Source organism: Methylobacterium sp. UNC378MF (genome assembly GCF_900103195.1).
Taxonomy (GTDB): Bacteria; Pseudomonadota; Alphaproteobacteria; order Rhizobiales; family Beijerinckiaceae; genus Methylobacterium.
This window is the reverse complement of sequence record NZ_FMWU01000014.1, coordinates 51,656-67,419: the sequence shown is the minus strand read 5'-3', so window position 1 is coordinate 67,419 and position 15,764 is coordinate 51,656. Positions and strand designations below refer to the sequence as shown.

The window sequence follows — 15,764 nt, the reverse complement described above, 5'->3', positions numbered from 1 at the left end:
GGCGGGCCACATCACAGGGAGGTACCATGGTCACGATCGCACGCCGGGGTCTGCTCGCCGGAGCGGCCCTGCTCGGCGCCGCGCGGGCGGCCGGAGCCGGTTGGGAACCGTCGCAGCGGGTGCCGGATCCATCCGTCGAGATCCTCGATCCGGCCTTCGCCAAGTACCGGCTCGCCTCCGCGACGGTCGAGCGGGTCGCCACGGGCTTCCGCTGGGCCGAGGGGCCGGTCTGGTTCGGCGACATGGGATCGCTGCTGTTCAGCGACGTGGTCAACGACCGGATCATGAAGTGGGAGGAGGCGTCCGGCACCCTCTCGGTGTTCCGCAAGCCGTCGAACTACGCCAACGGCAACACCCGCGACCGGCAGGGCCGGCTGATCACCTGCCAGCACAGGACCCGCAGCGTCACCCGGACCGAGCATGACGGCAGCCTCACCACGCTGCTCGACCGGTTCGACGGCAAGCCGCTGAACTCGCCGAACGACGTCGTCTGCCATTCCGACGGCGCGGTCTGGTTCACCGATCCGGCCTTCGGGCCGAACCCGCACGAGTCGATGGCCGCGCCGGAACTGCCCGGCAACATCTACCGGATCGACCCGAAGACGGGGCAGGCCAGCGTCGCGGCCGAGGGCGTGGCGGGTCCGAACGGGCTCTGCTTCTCGCCGGACGAGTCGAAGCTCTACGTCATCGAGGCCCGCGCCAAGCCGAACCGGCTGATCCGCGTCTACGACGTGGTCGAGAACGGCACCAAGACCGCGAACGGGCGCGTGTTCTACGATGCCGGCACCGGCACGCCGGACGGGTTCCGGGTCGATGTCGACGGCAACCTCTGGTGCGGCTGGGGTATGAGCGAGGCCGAGGACGGGGTCATCGTGCTGTCGCCGCAGGCCAAGCTGATCGGCCGGATCCGTCTCCCGGAGCGCTGCGCCAACCTGTGCTTCGGCGGCGTCAACCGCAACCTGCTGCTGATGACGGCGTCGCACTCGGTCTATGCGCTCTACGTGAATACGCGGGGCGCCGGGACCTGCTGAGGTTGGATGGGCGGTTCGGGCCGCCGTGCCGTCCTTGCGAGCGGAGCGAAGCAATCCAGGGTAGCGCCACGCCGACCGATGTCGCGCTGCCCTGGGTCGCTTTGCTACGCTCGCGATGACGGTGGTGCCCCCCGCTTACTCCGCAGCCTGCGCCAGATACCGCGCCGGGTCGTAGTTCAGGATCGGTCCGAGCCAGCGCTCGACCTCGCGGATGTCCATGCCCTTGCGGGCGGCGTAATCCTCGACCTGATCCCGCTCCACCTTGGCGACGCCGAAATAGTGCGCCTCCGGGTGGGCGATATAGATTCCTGACACGGAGGAGCCCGGCCACATGGCGTAGGACTCGGTGAGCTTCACGCCGATCCGGCTCTCGGCCTTCAGCAGGTCGAACAGCGTCGACTTCTCGGTGTGGTCGGGCTGGGCCGGGTAGCCCGGGGCCGGGCGGATCCCGGCGTAATCTTCCTTCATCAACTCCTCGGGGGCGTAGGCCTCCTCGGGTGCGTAGCCCCAGAACTCCTTGCGCACCCGCTCGTGCATGCGCTCGGCAAAGGCCTCGGCGATGCGGTCGGCCAGCGCCTTCACGAGGATCGCCCGGTAATCGTCGTTCGCCCGCTCGAAGCGCTCGGCGATCCGCACCTCCTCCAGGCCGGCCGTGACCACGAAGCCGCCGATGTAGTCGGCGATGCCGGTCTCGGCCGGGGCCACGAAGTCCGACAGGCAGGTATTGGCGCGCCCGTCGCGCTTCGAGAGCTGCTGGCGCAACCCGTGGAAGGTGGCGAGCCGCTCCGACCGGCTCTCCCCGGTATAGAGCGCGATGTCGTCGCCGACGCTGTTGGCCGGCCAGAAGCCGATCACCGCCTTCGGGTTGAACCAGCGCTCCGCCACGATCTGCTTGAGCATCGCCTGCGCATCTTCGTAGAGCGCGCGGGCGGCCGGGCCCTGCTCCGGATCGTCCAGGATCGCCGGGAAGCGGCCCTTGAACTCGTAGGTCTGCAGGAACGGCGTCCAGTCGATGTAGGGCACGAGGTCGGCGACTTCGTAGGAGCCGTAGACCCGGGTGCCGGTGAAGGTCGGCTTGGCCGGCTTGTAGCCCGACCAGTCGATCGTGAAGGCGTTGGTCCGTGCCTTGGCGAGCGGCAGCCGCTGCTTGTCGACCTCCGAGCGCTTGTGGGCGTCGGCGACCTTGGCGTACTCGGCCCGGACCTTCTCGATCGTGGCGCCGCGGGTCTCCTTGGAGATCAGGCTCGACACCACGCCGACAGCCCGGCTCGCGTCGGTGACGTAGACCGCCTGGCCCTTGGCATAGGCCGGGTGGATCTTCACCGCCGTGTGGACGCGGCTCGTGGTGGCGCCGCCGATCAGCAGCGGCACGTCGAAGCCCTCGCGCTCCATCTCGCCGGCCACGTGGACCATCTCGTCGAGCGAGGGCGTGATCAGCCCGGACAGGCCGACGATGTCGACCTTCTCGCGCTTGGCGGTGTCCAGAATCTTGGCGGCCGGCACCATCACGCCGAGGTCGATGATCTCGTAGTTGTTGCAGGCGAGCACGACACCGACGATGTTCTTGCCGATGTCGTGGACGTCGCCCTTGACGGTCGCCATCAGCACCTTGCCTGCGGCCTGCCGCTTGCCATCGCCGCCATTGGCGAGCTTCTCGGCCTCCATGTAGGGCTCGAGATAGGCGACCGCCTGTTTCATCACGCGGGCCGACTTCACCACCTGCGGCAGGAACATCTTGCCCGCGCCGAACAGGTCGCCGACCACGTTCATGCCGGCCATCAGCGGGCCCTCGATCACGTGGAGCGGGCGCTCCACGCCCTGCCGCGCCTCCTCGGTGTCGGCCAGGATGTACTCGGTGATGCCGTTGACCAGCGCGTGCTCGATGCGCTTCCCGACCGGGGCCTCGCGCCAGGACAAGTCGGCGGTCTTGGCCTGGGCCGAGGCGCCGGTCTTGAACCGCTCGGCCGCCTCCAGCAGGCGCTCTGTGGAATCGTCGCGGCGGTTGAGGACGACATCCTCGCAGAGCTCGCGGAGCTCGGCCGGGATCTCGTCGTAGACGGCGAGCTGGCCGGCATTGACGATGCCCATGTCCATGCCGGCCTGGATGCAGTGGAACAGGAACACCGCGTGCATCGCCTCGCGCACCGGCTCGTTGCCGCGGAACGCGAAAGACAGGTTCGAGACGCCGCCCGAGATGTGGGCATGCGGCAGGGTCTCGCGGATCGTGCGGGTCGCCTCGATGAAGGCGACGCCGTAGCCGTTATGCTCCTCGATGCCGGTGGCCACCGCGAAGATGTTCGGGTCGAAGATGATGTCCTCGGGGGGGAAGCCGACCTGCTCGGTCAGGATCCGGTAGGCCTTGGTGCAGATCTCGACCTTGCGCTCGTAGGAATCCGCCTGGCCCTGCTCGTCGAAGGCCATCACCACGACGGCGGCCCCGTAGGAGCGGCAGACGCGTGCCGCCTCGATGAACTTCTCCTCGCCCTCCTTCATGGAGATGGAGTTCACGATCGGCTTGCCCTGGATGCACTTCAAGCCGGCCTCGATCACCTCGAACTTCGAGGAATCGACCATCACGGGCACCCGGGCGATGTCGGGCTCGGCGGCGACGAGGTTCAGGAACTCGACCATCGCCTTCTGGGAGTCGAGCAGGCCCTCGTCCATGTTGACGTCGATCACCTGGGCGCCGGCCGCCACCTGATCGCGGGCGACGTCCAGCGCCGCCGCGTAGTCGCCGTTGGTGATGAGCTTGCGGAACTTGGCCGAACCGGTGACGTTCGTGCGCTCGCCCACGTTCACGAAGGGGATCTCCTTCGTCAGGACGAAGGGCTCGAGGCCCGACAGCCGCATCAGGCGCGGCACCTCGGGGATCGGCCGCGGCGCCTTGCCGGCGACGGCCTCCGCGATGGCGCGGATATGGTCCGGGGTGGTGCCGCAGCAGCCGCCGACCATGTTGACGAGGCCGGATTCGGCGAACTCGCCGACCAACTTGCCCATCGCCTCCGGGCTCTCGTCGTAGAGGCCGAACTCGTTCGGCAGGCCGGCATTCGGGTAGGCGCAGACCAGCGTGTCGCAGATCCGCGACAACTCGGCGATGTGGCCGCGCATCTCGCGGGCGCCGAGGGCGCAGTTGAGCCCGAAGGTCAGCGGCTCGGAATGGCGCAGGGAGTGCCAGAACGCCGCCGGGGTCTGGCCCGACAGGGTGCGGCCCGAGAGATCCGTGATCGTGCCGGAGATCTGGATCGGCAGGCGGATGCCGGTCTCGTCGAAGACCTGCCACGCGGCCGCCACCGCGGCCTTGGCGTTCAGCGTGTCGAAGATCGTCTCGATCAGGATCAGCTCGGCGCCGCCGTCGATCAGGCCGCGGACCTGCTCGACATAGGCCTGCTTGACCTGATCGAAGGTCACGGCCCGGAAGCCCGGGTTGTTCACGTCCGGCGAGATCGACAGGGTGCGGTTCGTCGGGCCGATGGCGCCGGCCACGAAGCGGCGGCGGCCGTCCTTCGCCTCGGCGAGCTTGGCCGCTTCCCGGGCGAGCCGCGCTCCTTCGGCGTTCAGCTCGTGGATGATCGACTCCATGCCGTAATCGGCCTGGGCGATGGTGGTGCCCGAGAAGGTGTTGGTCTCGCAGACGTCGGCGCCGGCCAGGAAGTAGTCGAGGTGGATCTGCCGGATCGCGTCGGGCTGGGTCAGGATCAGCAGGTCGTTGTTGCCCTTCTGATCGTGGCCGTGATCCTTGAACCGGTCGCCGCGAAAGTCCTCTTCGGAGTACTTGAGCCGCTGGATCACGGTGCCCATCGCCCCGTCGAGGACGAGGATCTTCTCCGCCGCGCGCTGGCGCAGGGCCTTCGCGATCTCGGTGCCGTCGACGGGGGCAAAAGCGGTCATCATGCGTCCTGTCAGATCACCTCATCCTGAGGTGCCGGAGCGAAGCGGAGGCCTCGAAGGAGCCCTCCAGATATCTCGGTGTTCCTTGGACCTCTCCTTCGAGGCCGCTGCCGCGGCACCTCAGGAGGGTGGAAAACTTCGTTCTCTGAGACGCTTCCGTGCCGTGGGCGCGGAAACATCCCCGTCTTTGCGAGCGAAGCGAAGCAATCCAGCCGCGCCACGCTGATGGAGGTCGCGCTGCCCTGGGTCGCTTCGCTGCGCTCGCGATGACGGATCGGGGGCGTCGAGCGCGGCCTCGAAAATTAAGCCGCCGCCTTCGCAGCCGCCAGCTTCGGCGCCTGGGCGCGCAGGCCGAGCAGGTGGCAGATCGCGTAGACCAGATCCGAGCGGTTCATCGAGTAGAAGTGGAAGTCGTTGACGCCCTCGTCCACGAGGTCGAGCACCTGCTCGGCCGCCACCGCGGCGGCGACGAGGCGGCGGGTCTCCTTATCATCGTCGAGCCCCTCGAACCGGGCGGCCAGCCAGTAGGGCACCGAGGCGCCGGTGCGGCGGGCGAAGTTCGCCGCCTGCTTGAAGTTCTGCACCGGCAGGATGCCCGGGATGATCGGGATCGTGATCCCGGCGGCCCGGACCTTGTCCAGGTAGCGCAGGTAGATCTCGTTCTCGAAGAAGAACTGGGTGATCGCCTGATCGGCCCCGGCATCGACCTTGGCCTTCAGGGCGTCGATGTCGGCGTCGAGGGAGGCCGCCTCGGGATGCTTCTCGGGATAGGCCGAGACCGAGACCTTGAAGTCACCGATCCGCTTGATCCCCGCCACCAGCTCGGCGGTCGAGGCGTAGCCCTCCGGATGCGGCCGGTAGGCGTGGCCGACGCCCTCGGCCGGGTCGCCGCGCAGAGCCACGATGTGGCGCACGCCCGCGTCCCAGTAGGATTGGACCACCGCGTCGATCTCCTCGCGGGAGGCGTCGACGCAGGTAAGGTGCGCGGCGGGCTTCAGGCCGGTCTCGCGGACCATGCGCGCCACCGTGTTGTGGGTGCGCTCCCGGGTCGAGCCCCCGGCCCCGTAGGTCACCGAGACGAAGCTCGGCTGCAGCGGCGCGAGGCGCTCGATGGAGTTCCAGAGGATCTTCTCCATCTCGTCGGTCTTCGGCGGGAAGAACTCGATCGAGACGCGGATCGGGTGGTAGCCGTCGCGGCTGGCGCGGTGGGTGGAACGGCGCATCGGGGTCTCGTCCTCTATGTCGGTCGGTTCAGACGAAGTCTGCGGAGGTCAGTGTCTCAGGCGACGGCGCGCTGAGGCTGTTCTGTGTCGGCGTCGGCCAGCCCATCCTGAGCCAGCCAGAGGGTGACGGTGAGCTGGCCAGACTCGCGCGGCGCCAGATCGCGGGTGGCCACCGTGGCGAGCCCGGCTTCGGCGAGCCAGCCGGAGACCTGATCGGCCGAGAAGCCGAGCCGGCGATGGGCCTGGCCCGTGCGCAGAAACTCGAGCTCGTGCGGCGCGAAATCCACCACCAAGAGGCGGCCACCCGGGGCCACGAGGCGCGCGGCGCCGCGCAGAGCCCGGGCCGGGTCGTCGAGATAATGCAACACCTGATGGACCACCACGAGGTCGAAGCTCGCCCGCGCGAAGGGCGGCGCGTGAATGTCGCCCTGCCGCAGGTCCACCCGCGCGAGGCCCTGGCGCTCCAGGTTGGCACGGGCGACGGACAGCATGGCGTGGCTCGAATCGAGCCCGGTCGCGCGGCTGGCCCGGGGCGCCAGCAGGCCGAGCATGCGGCCGGTACCGGTGCCGAGATCGATCAGGCTGCCGATGGGACGGTCGCCCAGCGCGTCGAGCACCGACGCCTCCACGATCGCCTCGGGTACGTGCAGGGAGCGCAGCTCGTCCCATTTGGGCGCCAGCCGCGCGAAGAAGGTCGTGGCCGCCTCCGCCCGCTGGGCTCGGACGGCGTCGAGCCGGGCGCGGTCCTCCGAGAGCGGCGGCGCGGTCCGGTCGAGGCCGGACAGGAGCGGATCCGCCAAGCCGGCGCGGGCATCGGACAGCCGGAAGAACGCCCAGGCCCCTTCGCGGTGGCGCTCGACCAGCCCGGCTTCCACCAGGAGCTTGAGGTGCCGGGAGATCCGCGGCTGCGACTGACCGAGGATGTCGGTGAGATCGGAGACCGACAGCTCCCCCTCGACGAGCAGCGCCAGGATGCGCAGGCGCGTCTCCTCCGCGGCGGCACGCAGGACGCCTAGGGCTTCCGGAAAGGGGATCGCCCCCGCTTCTGGCCTGCGTTCGATAGACATAAAGATATGTTTATGTCCGTTTCGGTTCGGGTGCAAGCACGATGTTCGGGTGCGAGCGCGATCTTGAGACCGCTCGAGACGGTTTTGCCGCGCCGATGAGACCGAAGCGCGGCGGCCGCGTTGTTGGCAGGGTTGATGGCAGGGCCGCGGAGCGCGCGCCCAGGAGGCGCGCATGTCCGAGAGCCCGTTCCCGCAGATCACGCTGGTTCGCCACGGCGAGACCGCCTGGAGCCGGTCCGGTCAGCATACCGGGCGCAGCGACATCCCTTTGACCCCGGAAGGCGAGGCCGCGGCGCGCGCCCTCGCCCCGCGCCTGGCGGTGCGCGCCTACGCGGAGGTCTGGTCGAGCCCGTCGAGCCGAGCGGCCACGACCTGCGCGCTGGCGGGTTTCGGCGGCCGCGTCATCGATCCGGATCTCGCGGAATGGGATTACGGCGCCTACGAGGGCCGGACCACGAAGGCGATCCTGGCCGAGCGGCCGGATTGGCGGTTGTTCCGCGACGGCTGCCCTGAGGGCGAGACCGCGGCGGCCGTCGGCGCCCGGGCGGACCGGGTCATCGCCCGCGCCCGCGCCCGGGACGACGACCTCGTCGTCTTCTCCAGCGCGCACTTCCTGCGGGTGCTCGCCGCGCGATGGATCGGCCTGGAGCCGGAGGGCGGCGCGCTTCTCGTCCTCTGCACTGCCAGCGTCTCGGTGCTCGGCTACGAGCACGACCGCACCGAGCCCGTGCTACGCGCCTGGAACGGGTAGGCGGCTAGCGCAGCCAGCACCCGTCCGGTGCCAGGGCCTCGGGCATCGGCTCGCCGAGGGCGTGATGGACGATCCGGTCCACGGCGCGGACCAGGGCGTCGAGGGGCAGGTCGTTGGGCTCGGTGCCGAACGGCTCCTCGAGTTCGTCCCCGAGGGCGTCGAGGCCGAAGAACGTGTAGGCCACGAGCGCCACCACGACCGGGGTCGCCCAGCCCAGAGAGCCCGTGAGACCCACCGGCAGGAGCAGGCAATAGAGCCATGCGGTCCGGTACACCAGGAGGGTGTAGGCGAAGGGGAGCGGCGTGTTGGCGAGCCGCTCGCAGGCGGTGTGCACGCCCGACAGCGCGTCGATCCGGGCTTCGAGGATGCCGAACTGGATGTCGCTGAGCTGGCCTCCGCGCGTCAGAAAGGCGAGGTCGCGGGTGATGGCGGCCAGGACCGAGTCGGTGGGATTTGGGCCCGACAGGTCCGATCCGGGGCTCATCCGATCCACCGCGGCAGCCTCGTCGAGGTTACGCAGGCGGGCATGGAGCCCGTGCGCGAAGGCCGACAGGCGCCGGAGCTGGACCGCTGCCTCACGCTCCGGCAGCAGGGCCGGGAGGGCGCGGGCGAGGTTGCGCACCTCGCCGATCAGGTTGCCCCAGTGCTTCCGGGCCTCCCACCAACGCTCGTAGCAGGCATTGTTGCGGAAGCTCAGGAAGATCGAGAGAGCGAGGCCGACCACCGTGAACGGCGTGACCCCCGCGGTGATCGGGAACAGCTCGGGCCAGCGCGACTCCGCCCACACCACCGCGCAGGAGACCGCGACGATCCCCGCGAGCTTGGGCGCCACCCGCGGCAGGATCGAGCCGCGCAGGGTGAACAGCAGGGTTAGCAGGTTGGGCCGGGTGCGGACGATCATCGGGTTTTCGGGGCTACGGCGCTGCCGTCCTGCCCTGCCCTCTTCGGGCCCGCAAGCGACGTCTCTGTGAGCGGCGCTGCCCGATCGGCTTCAGACGGCCTCCGCCTCCCACAGCCACGCCGCCCCGCGCACGCCCGATGCGTCGCCGTGCAGGCTCGCCCGCACCGGCGTGTCGAACGTGTCGGAGAAGACATGGGGGGCGATCGCGGCCGGCAGGCCGTCGATCAGTTCCGGGATCCGCGACAGGCCACCGCCGATCACGATCACATCCGGGTCGAGCAGGTTCACCACCTGGGCGGCCGCGCGCCCGAGCCTCTCGATGTGAATGGCGAGCGTCTCCTGCGCCTCCCGGCCGCCGGCCCGCGCTTCGACGACGACCGCCTCGGCGGTGGGGCTGCCGCCGTGCCGCCGCGCGTGATCCGCCGCGAGCCCCGGACCGGACAGCCAAGTCTCGACGCAGCCCCGGCGGCCGCAATAGCAGGCGGGACCCGGCCGCTCGTCGTCGCGGGGCGCCGGCAGGGGACCGTGGCCCCATTCGCCCGCGATGCGGTTGCGGCCTGTCAGCACCCGCCCGTCGAGGGCGATGCCGGAGCCGACGCCGGTGCCCAGGATCACCGCCCAGACCACGTGGGCCCCGGCGGCGGCCCCGTCGATCGCCTCGGACACCGCCAGGCAATTGGCGTCGTTCTCGATCCGGAGGGGACGTTCAAGCCGCTCCTCGAGATCGGCCGCGAAGGGATGGCCGTTGAGCCAGTGGGAGTTGGCGTTACGGACGAGCCCCGTGGCCGGCGACAGGCTCCCCGGCATGCCGATGCCGACGCTGCAGGGCGCGTCGGCCCCGGCTTCGAGACGGAGGACCAGATCGGCGACGGCCTCGACGGTCGCCCGGTAGGCGCCGCGTGGGGCGGGTATCCGGGCCTGGGCCAGGGTCGAACCGTCGCGGCCGAGCACGATCCCGGCGATCTTGGTGCCGCCGAGATCGATGCCGAGGCGCGGGCGATTGTCGGTTCCTGCCACGGCTGACCCGCTCACTCGGCAGCGGCGACCTTGCTATCGGTGCCCATCGGCTGCGGCGACTCGTCGGCGATTTGGGTGCCGATGGCGACCGGGTGGGCCATCACCTCGTTGAGCTTGGCGACGTCGAGCTCGCCCTCCCAGCGGCTGACCACCACGCAGGCGACACCGTTGCCCACGAGGTTGGTGAGCGCGCGGCACTCGGACATGAACTTGTCGATGCCGAGCACCAGGGTCATGGCGGCGACCGGGACCGGGCTGTTGGGGATCGCCGACAGCGTCGCCGCCAGGGTGATGAAGCCCGCGCCGGTGACCCCCGAGGCGCCCTTCGAGGTCAGCATCGCCACCAGGATGATGGTCGCGTATTGGGTGAAGTTGAGGTCGACGCCCACCGCCTGCGCCAGGAACAGCGTCGCCAGCGTCATGTAGATGTTGGTGCCGTCGAGGTTGAACGAGTAGCCCGTGGGCACCACGAGGCCGACCACCGAATCCGAGGCGCCGAGGCGGCGCATCTTGGTCATGAGCTGCGGCAGCACCGTCTCGGAGGACGACGTGCCGACCACGATCAGCAATTCGTCCTTGATGTAGGCGAGGAAGCGCAGGATCGAGAAGCCTGCCACCCGGGCGATCGTTCCGAGTACCACCAGCACGAACAGGATCGCCGTGATGTAGAAGGTGCCGACCAGCCACGCGAGGTCATAGACCTTCTGGATGCCGTACTCGCCGATCGTGAAGGCCATGGCGCCGAAGGCGCCGACGGGGGCGAGCTTCACGATGATGCCGATGATCCGGAAGAAGATCTGGCCGGCGGTGTCGATCGCGTGGTTCACCGAGGCCGCGCGATCGCCGAGATTCGTCACCACGACGCCGGTGAGGATCGAGATCAGCAGCACCTGCAGCAGGTCGCCGGTGGCGAAGGGGTCGAGGAAGCTCTTCGGGATGATCGCCAGGATGTGGGCGACGGTGGAATCGGCGGCCGCCTTGCTGGCATAGGTCGCGACTTTGCTGGCGTCGAGCTTCGACGGGTCGGCGTTGAAGCCGGCACCCGGCTTGATCACCTCGCCGACGATAACGCCGATCAGGAGTGCGATGGTGGAGACCACCTCGAAATAGACCAAGGCCTTGAGGCCGACGCGGCCGACCTTCTTCAGGTCGCCGATCGACGCGATGCCGTGGACGATGGTGCAGAAGATGATCGGTGCGATCATCATCTTGATCAGGCCGATGAAGGCGTCGCCGAGCCACTTCATCGACTTGCCGGTGGCCGGATCGTACCAGCCGAGCAGCACGCCCAGGGCGATGGCGATCAGGACCTGGATGTAGAGCACCTTGTACCAGGGCTCGCGGGGCGCTGCGGCGGGAGCCGTCGCGTGGATTGCCTGTGCCATGTCCATCCCGTGCGACTGCCGCGCACCCTCCCGATTTGCGGGCACGCTAGCGACAATCATCCCGCGCCTCAACGGCCGCACGCTTATCTGCCGCGGACCATCCATGACAAAAACCTGTCAGTCCCGACCGGCAAGACTTCTTTAGTCTGACAAACACGGACACACGCGTTTTCCGCAATCTCCTTCTGTCGCGGCGCGGCGTGAGTGATCGGCGCCTCGAAGCCCATCCGTTTCGGATCCCAGACGCAGACGGGCCGCAGCGCGATCTGCGCTGCGGCCCGAAAGAATCTCGCCTCGTGTTGCGACGGCTTAGGTTTGCTGCTGGGTCCGGCGGGGGCGAACGGTCCACCGCTCGAACATCGAGGCGGGATCCTCGCTCTTCCCATCCTTGGTCTCGGCGGCGGGCTCCGGCTGCTGGTGGATCGCCGCGCCGAGCGCCTGGGACAGGCTCTCGATCACGTCGTCGATCCGGGCATCCCCGTGCAGGTTGTCGCTGGTGCCGGCATGCGCAGCGGGCGTCTCGACGGCGGGCGCGGCGGCCTCCGGTGCGGGTGCGGCTTCCGGCTGAGGCTCCGGCTCGGGGTGATGCTCGAGGGCCGGCTCGGGTGGACGCGGGGTGGCCGCGGCGGCTTCCGGAGCCGGCGGCAGCGGCGGCGCGACCGGCGCGGCGGGCGGGGCGGCCGGAGTCACGATCCGGCGCATGGCGCCCGAAGCACCCTCGTCGGACTCGGAGGTCCGGCTGCCGCCGCCGTAGCGGCCGAAGCCGAACCGGGGCTCGATCAGGTCCAGGACGGCGTCCAGCGCGGCGTTGCTCAACGCCACTTCCTCGGCAGCCGGCACCCCCTGAATGGCGAGGGCCTGCCGCTCAAAGGCGGGCTCGTTGCTGACCTCCCGGCCGAACCAGCTCGGGACCTGGAAGGCGGTGGCATCGCCGTCGCTGTCGAAGACGATGCTGATCAGGTCCAGGCTGCCGGGCGTGACGTAGCGGTCGATGGCGATCTCGCGACCGCCGACATTCACGGTGGTGCGGTCGTAGGCGGCTTTGCCGGGGCAGACGTCGAGCAACGCGTCGCCATGGGCCCGCGGAACGTCGGTGCGCTCCTCGACCGGGATGCCGTCCGGCCCCTTGTTCACCAGGACCAACTGACAGACCTGCCCGTCGACGCGCACGTAGGAGGCGCGGCCGCCCTGCGGGGCGAAGTGACCCTCGGTAATCCGGGCGCCTCCCCGTTCCTTGCGGATCAGACGGACCAGGGATGGTGCGACCAGAAATCGGCGAACGGTGCTCATGAACTCAAAACCCCTCCCGCTTGGTCGGCGGCGCGCCGATCCGGCGGACAGCCCTCAGCGCCGCCGGGCCGCACGGAAGGGCACAAGTGGAGCCGACCCGCACGGCGTATAAGCTGAACCGCCACGCCGTATTCGCCAGAGCCTGACCGCTTCCGTCGCCAATCACCGGACAGCGACAATCTGAGACTATAAAGCGCTAAGCAAAAACGCGACGAAATCAAGACCGCATCGGGCTGAGGATCCGGCCAAGGCGTCCTCTGTCCCCGATATCCCGGCTTTCGCCCCGGGTTTCCGAACCCAGGTTAGCGGACCCCGCGCGTCACTCTGCCGGCTCGAAATTCATCGCCAAGCCGTTCATGCAATAGCGCAGGCCGGTCGGAGCCGGGCCGTCGTCGAAGACGTGGCCGAGATGGCCCTTGCAGCGGGCGCAGTGCACCTCGGTGCGGACCATCCAGTGGCTGCGGTCCACCGTTGTCTCGACGGCGCCGTCGAGGGGTTCGAAGAAGCTCGGCCAGCCCGTCCCGGACTCGAACTTGGTGCCCTGCTCGAACAGCGGCTGCCCGCAGCCGGCGCAGGTGAAGGTCCCGGCCCGCTTCTCGGCGAGCAGGCAGCTCGTGCCGGCCCGCTCGGTGCCGTGCTCGCGCAGGACCCGGTACTGCTCCGGCGTCAGGGCCGAGCGCCATTCGGCGTCGCTGCGGGTCTCCGGGCTGGTGGTCGGCGTATCGGCCATGACGATCTCCCTTTTCGCCACGCTATATAGGGATCGTGTACGGTCTCCGGCAGTCCCGGAGCGGGTTGCCGAACCATGGCCGAGGCCGGAGACGCGCCGTTCAGGCGGCTGCGCCGACGGTGTCGGCCATCCGCGCCTTGCGCGCGCCCATCGGCAGCGGCGCGCCCGTGGTGGTGTCGCGGGCGGTCTGGTGCTCCAGCTCGGCGTTGATCTCGCCCCCGAGCAGCACGATCGTCGAGGAGATCCAGATCCAGGTCATGAAGCCGATCACAGCCCCCAGGGAGCCGTACGTCTCGTTGTAGGTGCCGAAATTGGCGACGTACCAAGAGAACAGGAGCGAGGCGGCTAGCCAGAGCAGGCCTGCGACGACGCTGCCGACACCGACCCAGCGCCAGCGCGCGTGCTCCCGGCTCGGTCCGAAGCGATAGAGCACCGACAGGCCGCCGAGCAGGACAATCAGGATCGCCGGCCAGCGCAGGGCCGCGAGCAGCCACGCGGTCGAGCCGAGGCCCAGGAAGTTCAGCACCACCGGCACGACCACGATCACGTTGAGGGCGATGATGATGAACAGCAGGGCGCCCACCGTGAAGGTGAGCGACCGAAGGTTGAGCCAGAAGAAATTGCGCTTCTCCTCCTCCTCGTAGACGACGTTCAGAGCGTCGAACATCGCCTTCATGGCCGCGTTGGCGCTCCAGAGCGACAGGAGCAGGCTGGAGAAGAACGTGATGCTCAGGGAGCCGCTGCCCTTGGCGGCGATGCGCTTGACCTGATCGCCGATGAGTTCGACGGCCCCGGAGGGCAGGACCGCGTGCAGTTGGGCGAGGTGGTCGTTGATGACGGCCACGTCGGCAAACAGGCCGTAGCAGGAGACCAGCGCGGCGATGGCAGGAAACAGCGACAGCAGAGTGTAGAAGGTCACGCCGGCGGCGACTGCCAGCACCCGGTCCTTGTTGAATTCCAGGTAGACCCGGACGGCGATGTCCTTCCAGCCGGACCGCGTCATCTCGGCGGGGCTGTCGGCGGCCCGGCCCCGCTCGGGTTGGGTCGCAGCTGTGAGCTGCGCGGCGCGCCCCGAGATCGAGCGCGCCCCTGCGGCCACGCCCTTCTGCAGGCCCCGATCGTCGGAGGGCGGTTCACGGTCGCGCGGCGGTTCGTTCGCGGGGCGCGCCGCCGACACGCCGCGCCGCGCCGGTGCTGCCGCCAGGGCGACCAAAGCCGAACCGAGCATCAGGATCCACAGGATCGAGCCGGTCTCGGGTTGTCCGGTCGAACGCGACGGTGACGGGGGCATGTGTCGGGGCCAGTGCGCGGAACTGCCGCGCTCGGGACTCCCAACGTCGTCGTGCCGCGGCCGTTCCGCTTGTTTCGCGGGGACGCCGCGGCCCTCCATGCGTTGTGCTCGTTATGCGCGATCAGCCCCGCCTCGGTTTCTGCTGCAAGTTCGTCCTGGACGAGCCACCCGGCACTCACGCCACCCTCAAGGCGGAGCGGGAGGCCACGCTGCACATGAACCTCACCAGCGTGACGATGGCCTATCTCACCAAGCTGGAGCCCGCCGCGCGGCGGGCGAAGCTCGTCGGCCTCGTCGCCCACAACTTGGAGGCCCTCGCCCGCCAGATCGCCTGGGTCGGGGCGCGGCCGCCGCTCGAACGCCTCCTGCGCATGGCCAGCAACGTGCTGCCGGGTTACACCCACCCGATCGCGCAGGCGATCTACGCCGAGCCCGAGATGGTGGCGCTGGTGGAGCGCGGCCTTGCCGAGGCCGGGGCGCTGGCCCGCCGGCTCGGGGTGCGCCTGAGCTTCCACCCGGGGCCGTTCTGCCTGCTGGCGAGCCGCAACCCGGCGGCAATCGCCAACGGCCTGTCGGAACTCGACTACCACGCCGAGATCTTCGAGCGGATGGGCTACGGCGGCGGCTGGCACCCGCACGGCGCACACATCAATATCCATGTCGGCGCGGGCGACCCCGGCGTCGCGGGCTTCCGCGAGACCCTGCCCCGGGCGAGCCAGGTTGCGCGCGACCTCGTCACCGTGGAGAACGACGAGAACGTGTTCGGCCTCGACGCGGTGCTGCACCTCGCCGACATCGTGCCGGTGGTGCTCGACCTGCACCACCACTGGGTCCAGAGCGGCGGAGAGTACCTGGAGCCGGACGAGCCCCGGATCGCCCGGGTGAAGGAATCCTGGCGCGGCGTCCGGCCCGTAGCCCATATCAGCGTGTCGCGCGAGGCGGTCTCGTCCGGATGCGATCCGGACGCCCTGCCCGACTTCCCGGCCCTGCGCGAGTCCGGCCACGCGATCCGGGATCTCGCGGCCCATTCCGACATGATGTGGAACCGGGCGGTGAACGACCTCGTCGCCCGCCACCTCGTTTGGGCGGATTTCGAGATCGAGGCCAAGGCGAAGAACCATGCCTCCATGCAGATCGCCGAGCACATCCGGGTCCTGGAGCGGGCGAGCCCGATCGCTGCCGAGTGACCG

The 15,764-nt window shown here is 69.4% G+C and carries 12 protein-coding genes; 3 read left to right on the top strand and 9 right to left on the bottom strand.

The genetic code is table 11. The features are described 5' to 3' along the window. Window positions 1–26 precede the first annotated feature (26 nt). Window positions 27–1,031 (top strand): SMP-30/gluconolactonase/LRE family protein, encoded by a 1,005-nt coding sequence (locus BLT59_RS15960; RefSeq protein WP_091782064.1) that lies wholly within the window; start codon window positions 27–29, stop codon window positions 1,029–1,031. Window positions 1,032–1,166: 135 nt separating this feature from the next. Here the strand turns inward: BLT59_RS15960 and metH are convergent, their stop codons facing one another. The 3 genes from metH to BLT59_RS15940 form a co-directional block, all read right to left on the bottom strand. Next, window positions 1,167–4,919: a methionine synthase gene (metH, locus tag BLT59_RS15955; protein WP_091782061.1), complete on the bottom strand. Its 3,753-nt coding sequence runs from the start codon at window positions 4,917–4,919 to the stop codon at window positions 1,167–1,169. Window positions 4,920–5,221: 302 nt separating this feature from the next. After that, window positions 5,222–6,142 (bottom strand): methylenetetrahydrofolate reductase [NAD(P)H], encoded by a 921-nt coding sequence (gene metF, locus BLT59_RS15945; RefSeq protein ID WP_091782055.1) that lies wholly within the window; start codon window positions 6,140–6,142, stop codon window positions 5,222–5,224. A gap of 56 nt (window positions 6,143–6,198) precedes the next feature. Continuing rightward, entirely contained in the window at window positions 6,199–7,209 is a 1,011-nt protein-coding gene (locus BLT59_RS15940; RefSeq protein WP_091782052.1) for an ArsR/SmtB family transcription factor, read from the bottom strand. Window positions 7,210–7,381: 172 nt separating this feature from the next. Here BLT59_RS15940 and BLT59_RS15935 point away from each other — a divergent pair, with 172 nt between their 5' ends. Beyond that, on the top strand, window positions 7,382–7,960 hold the full coding sequence (locus tag BLT59_RS15935; protein WP_091782049.1) for a histidine phosphatase family protein: 579 nt from the start codon (window positions 7,382–7,384) through the stop codon (window positions 7,958–7,960). Window positions 7,961–7,964: 4 nt separating this feature from the next. On the opposite strand, the gene BLT59_RS15930 is transcribed toward BLT59_RS15935, so the two are convergent. The 6 genes from BLT59_RS15930 to BLT59_RS15905 all read right to left on the bottom strand — a co-directional run bounded on the left by BLT59_RS15930 (window position 7,965) and on the right by BLT59_RS15905 (window position 14,574). Next, window positions 7,965–8,861 carry a bestrophin family protein gene (locus tag BLT59_RS15930; protein WP_091782046.1) on the bottom strand — a complete coding sequence of 299 codons (897 nt, stop codon included), beginning with the start codon at window positions 8,859–8,861 and terminating at the stop codon, window positions 7,965–7,967. A 90-nt stretch (window positions 8,862–8,951) separates the two neighbouring features. Continuing rightward, window positions 8,952–9,878 (bottom strand): ROK family protein, encoded by a 927-nt coding sequence (locus tag BLT59_RS15925; RefSeq protein WP_091782043.1) that lies wholly within the window; start codon window positions 9,876–9,878, stop codon window positions 8,952–8,954. A gap of 11 nt (window positions 9,879–9,889) precedes the next feature. After that, window positions 9,890–11,263 carry a dicarboxylate/amino acid:cation symporter gene (locus BLT59_RS15920; protein ID WP_091782316.1) on the bottom strand — a complete coding sequence of 458 codons (1,374 nt, stop codon included), beginning with the start codon at window positions 11,261–11,263 and terminating at the stop codon, window positions 9,890–9,892. Between the two features lie 309 nt (window positions 11,264–11,572). Continuing rightward, entirely contained in the window at window positions 11,573–12,553 is a 981-nt protein-coding gene (locus BLT59_RS15915) for a hypothetical protein (protein WP_091782040.1), read from the bottom strand. Between the two features lie 319 nt (window positions 12,554–12,872). Beyond that, window positions 12,873–13,283: a peptide-methionine (R)-S-oxide reductase MsrB gene (gene msrB, locus BLT59_RS15910; RefSeq protein WP_091782037.1), complete on the bottom strand. Its 411-nt coding sequence runs from the start codon at window positions 13,281–13,283 to the stop codon at window positions 12,873–12,875. A 100-nt stretch (window positions 13,284–13,383) separates the two neighbouring features. After that, on the bottom strand, window positions 13,384–14,574 hold the full coding sequence (locus tag BLT59_RS15905) for a YihY/virulence factor BrkB family protein (RefSeq protein ID WP_091782034.1): 1,191 nt from the start codon (window positions 14,572–14,574) through the stop codon (window positions 13,384–13,386). A gap of 113 nt (window positions 14,575–14,687) precedes the next feature. Here BLT59_RS15905 and BLT59_RS15900 point away from each other — a divergent pair, with 113 nt between their 5' ends. Then, the gene (locus tag BLT59_RS15900; protein WP_091782031.1) at window positions 14,688–15,761 is read left to right on the top strand and encodes an apurinic/apyrimidinic endonuclease family protein; all 1,074 of its coding nucleotides are present in this window, start codon (window positions 14,688–14,690) and stop codon (window positions 15,759–15,761) included. The last annotated feature ends 3 nt before the right edge of the window (window positions 15,762–15,764 follow it).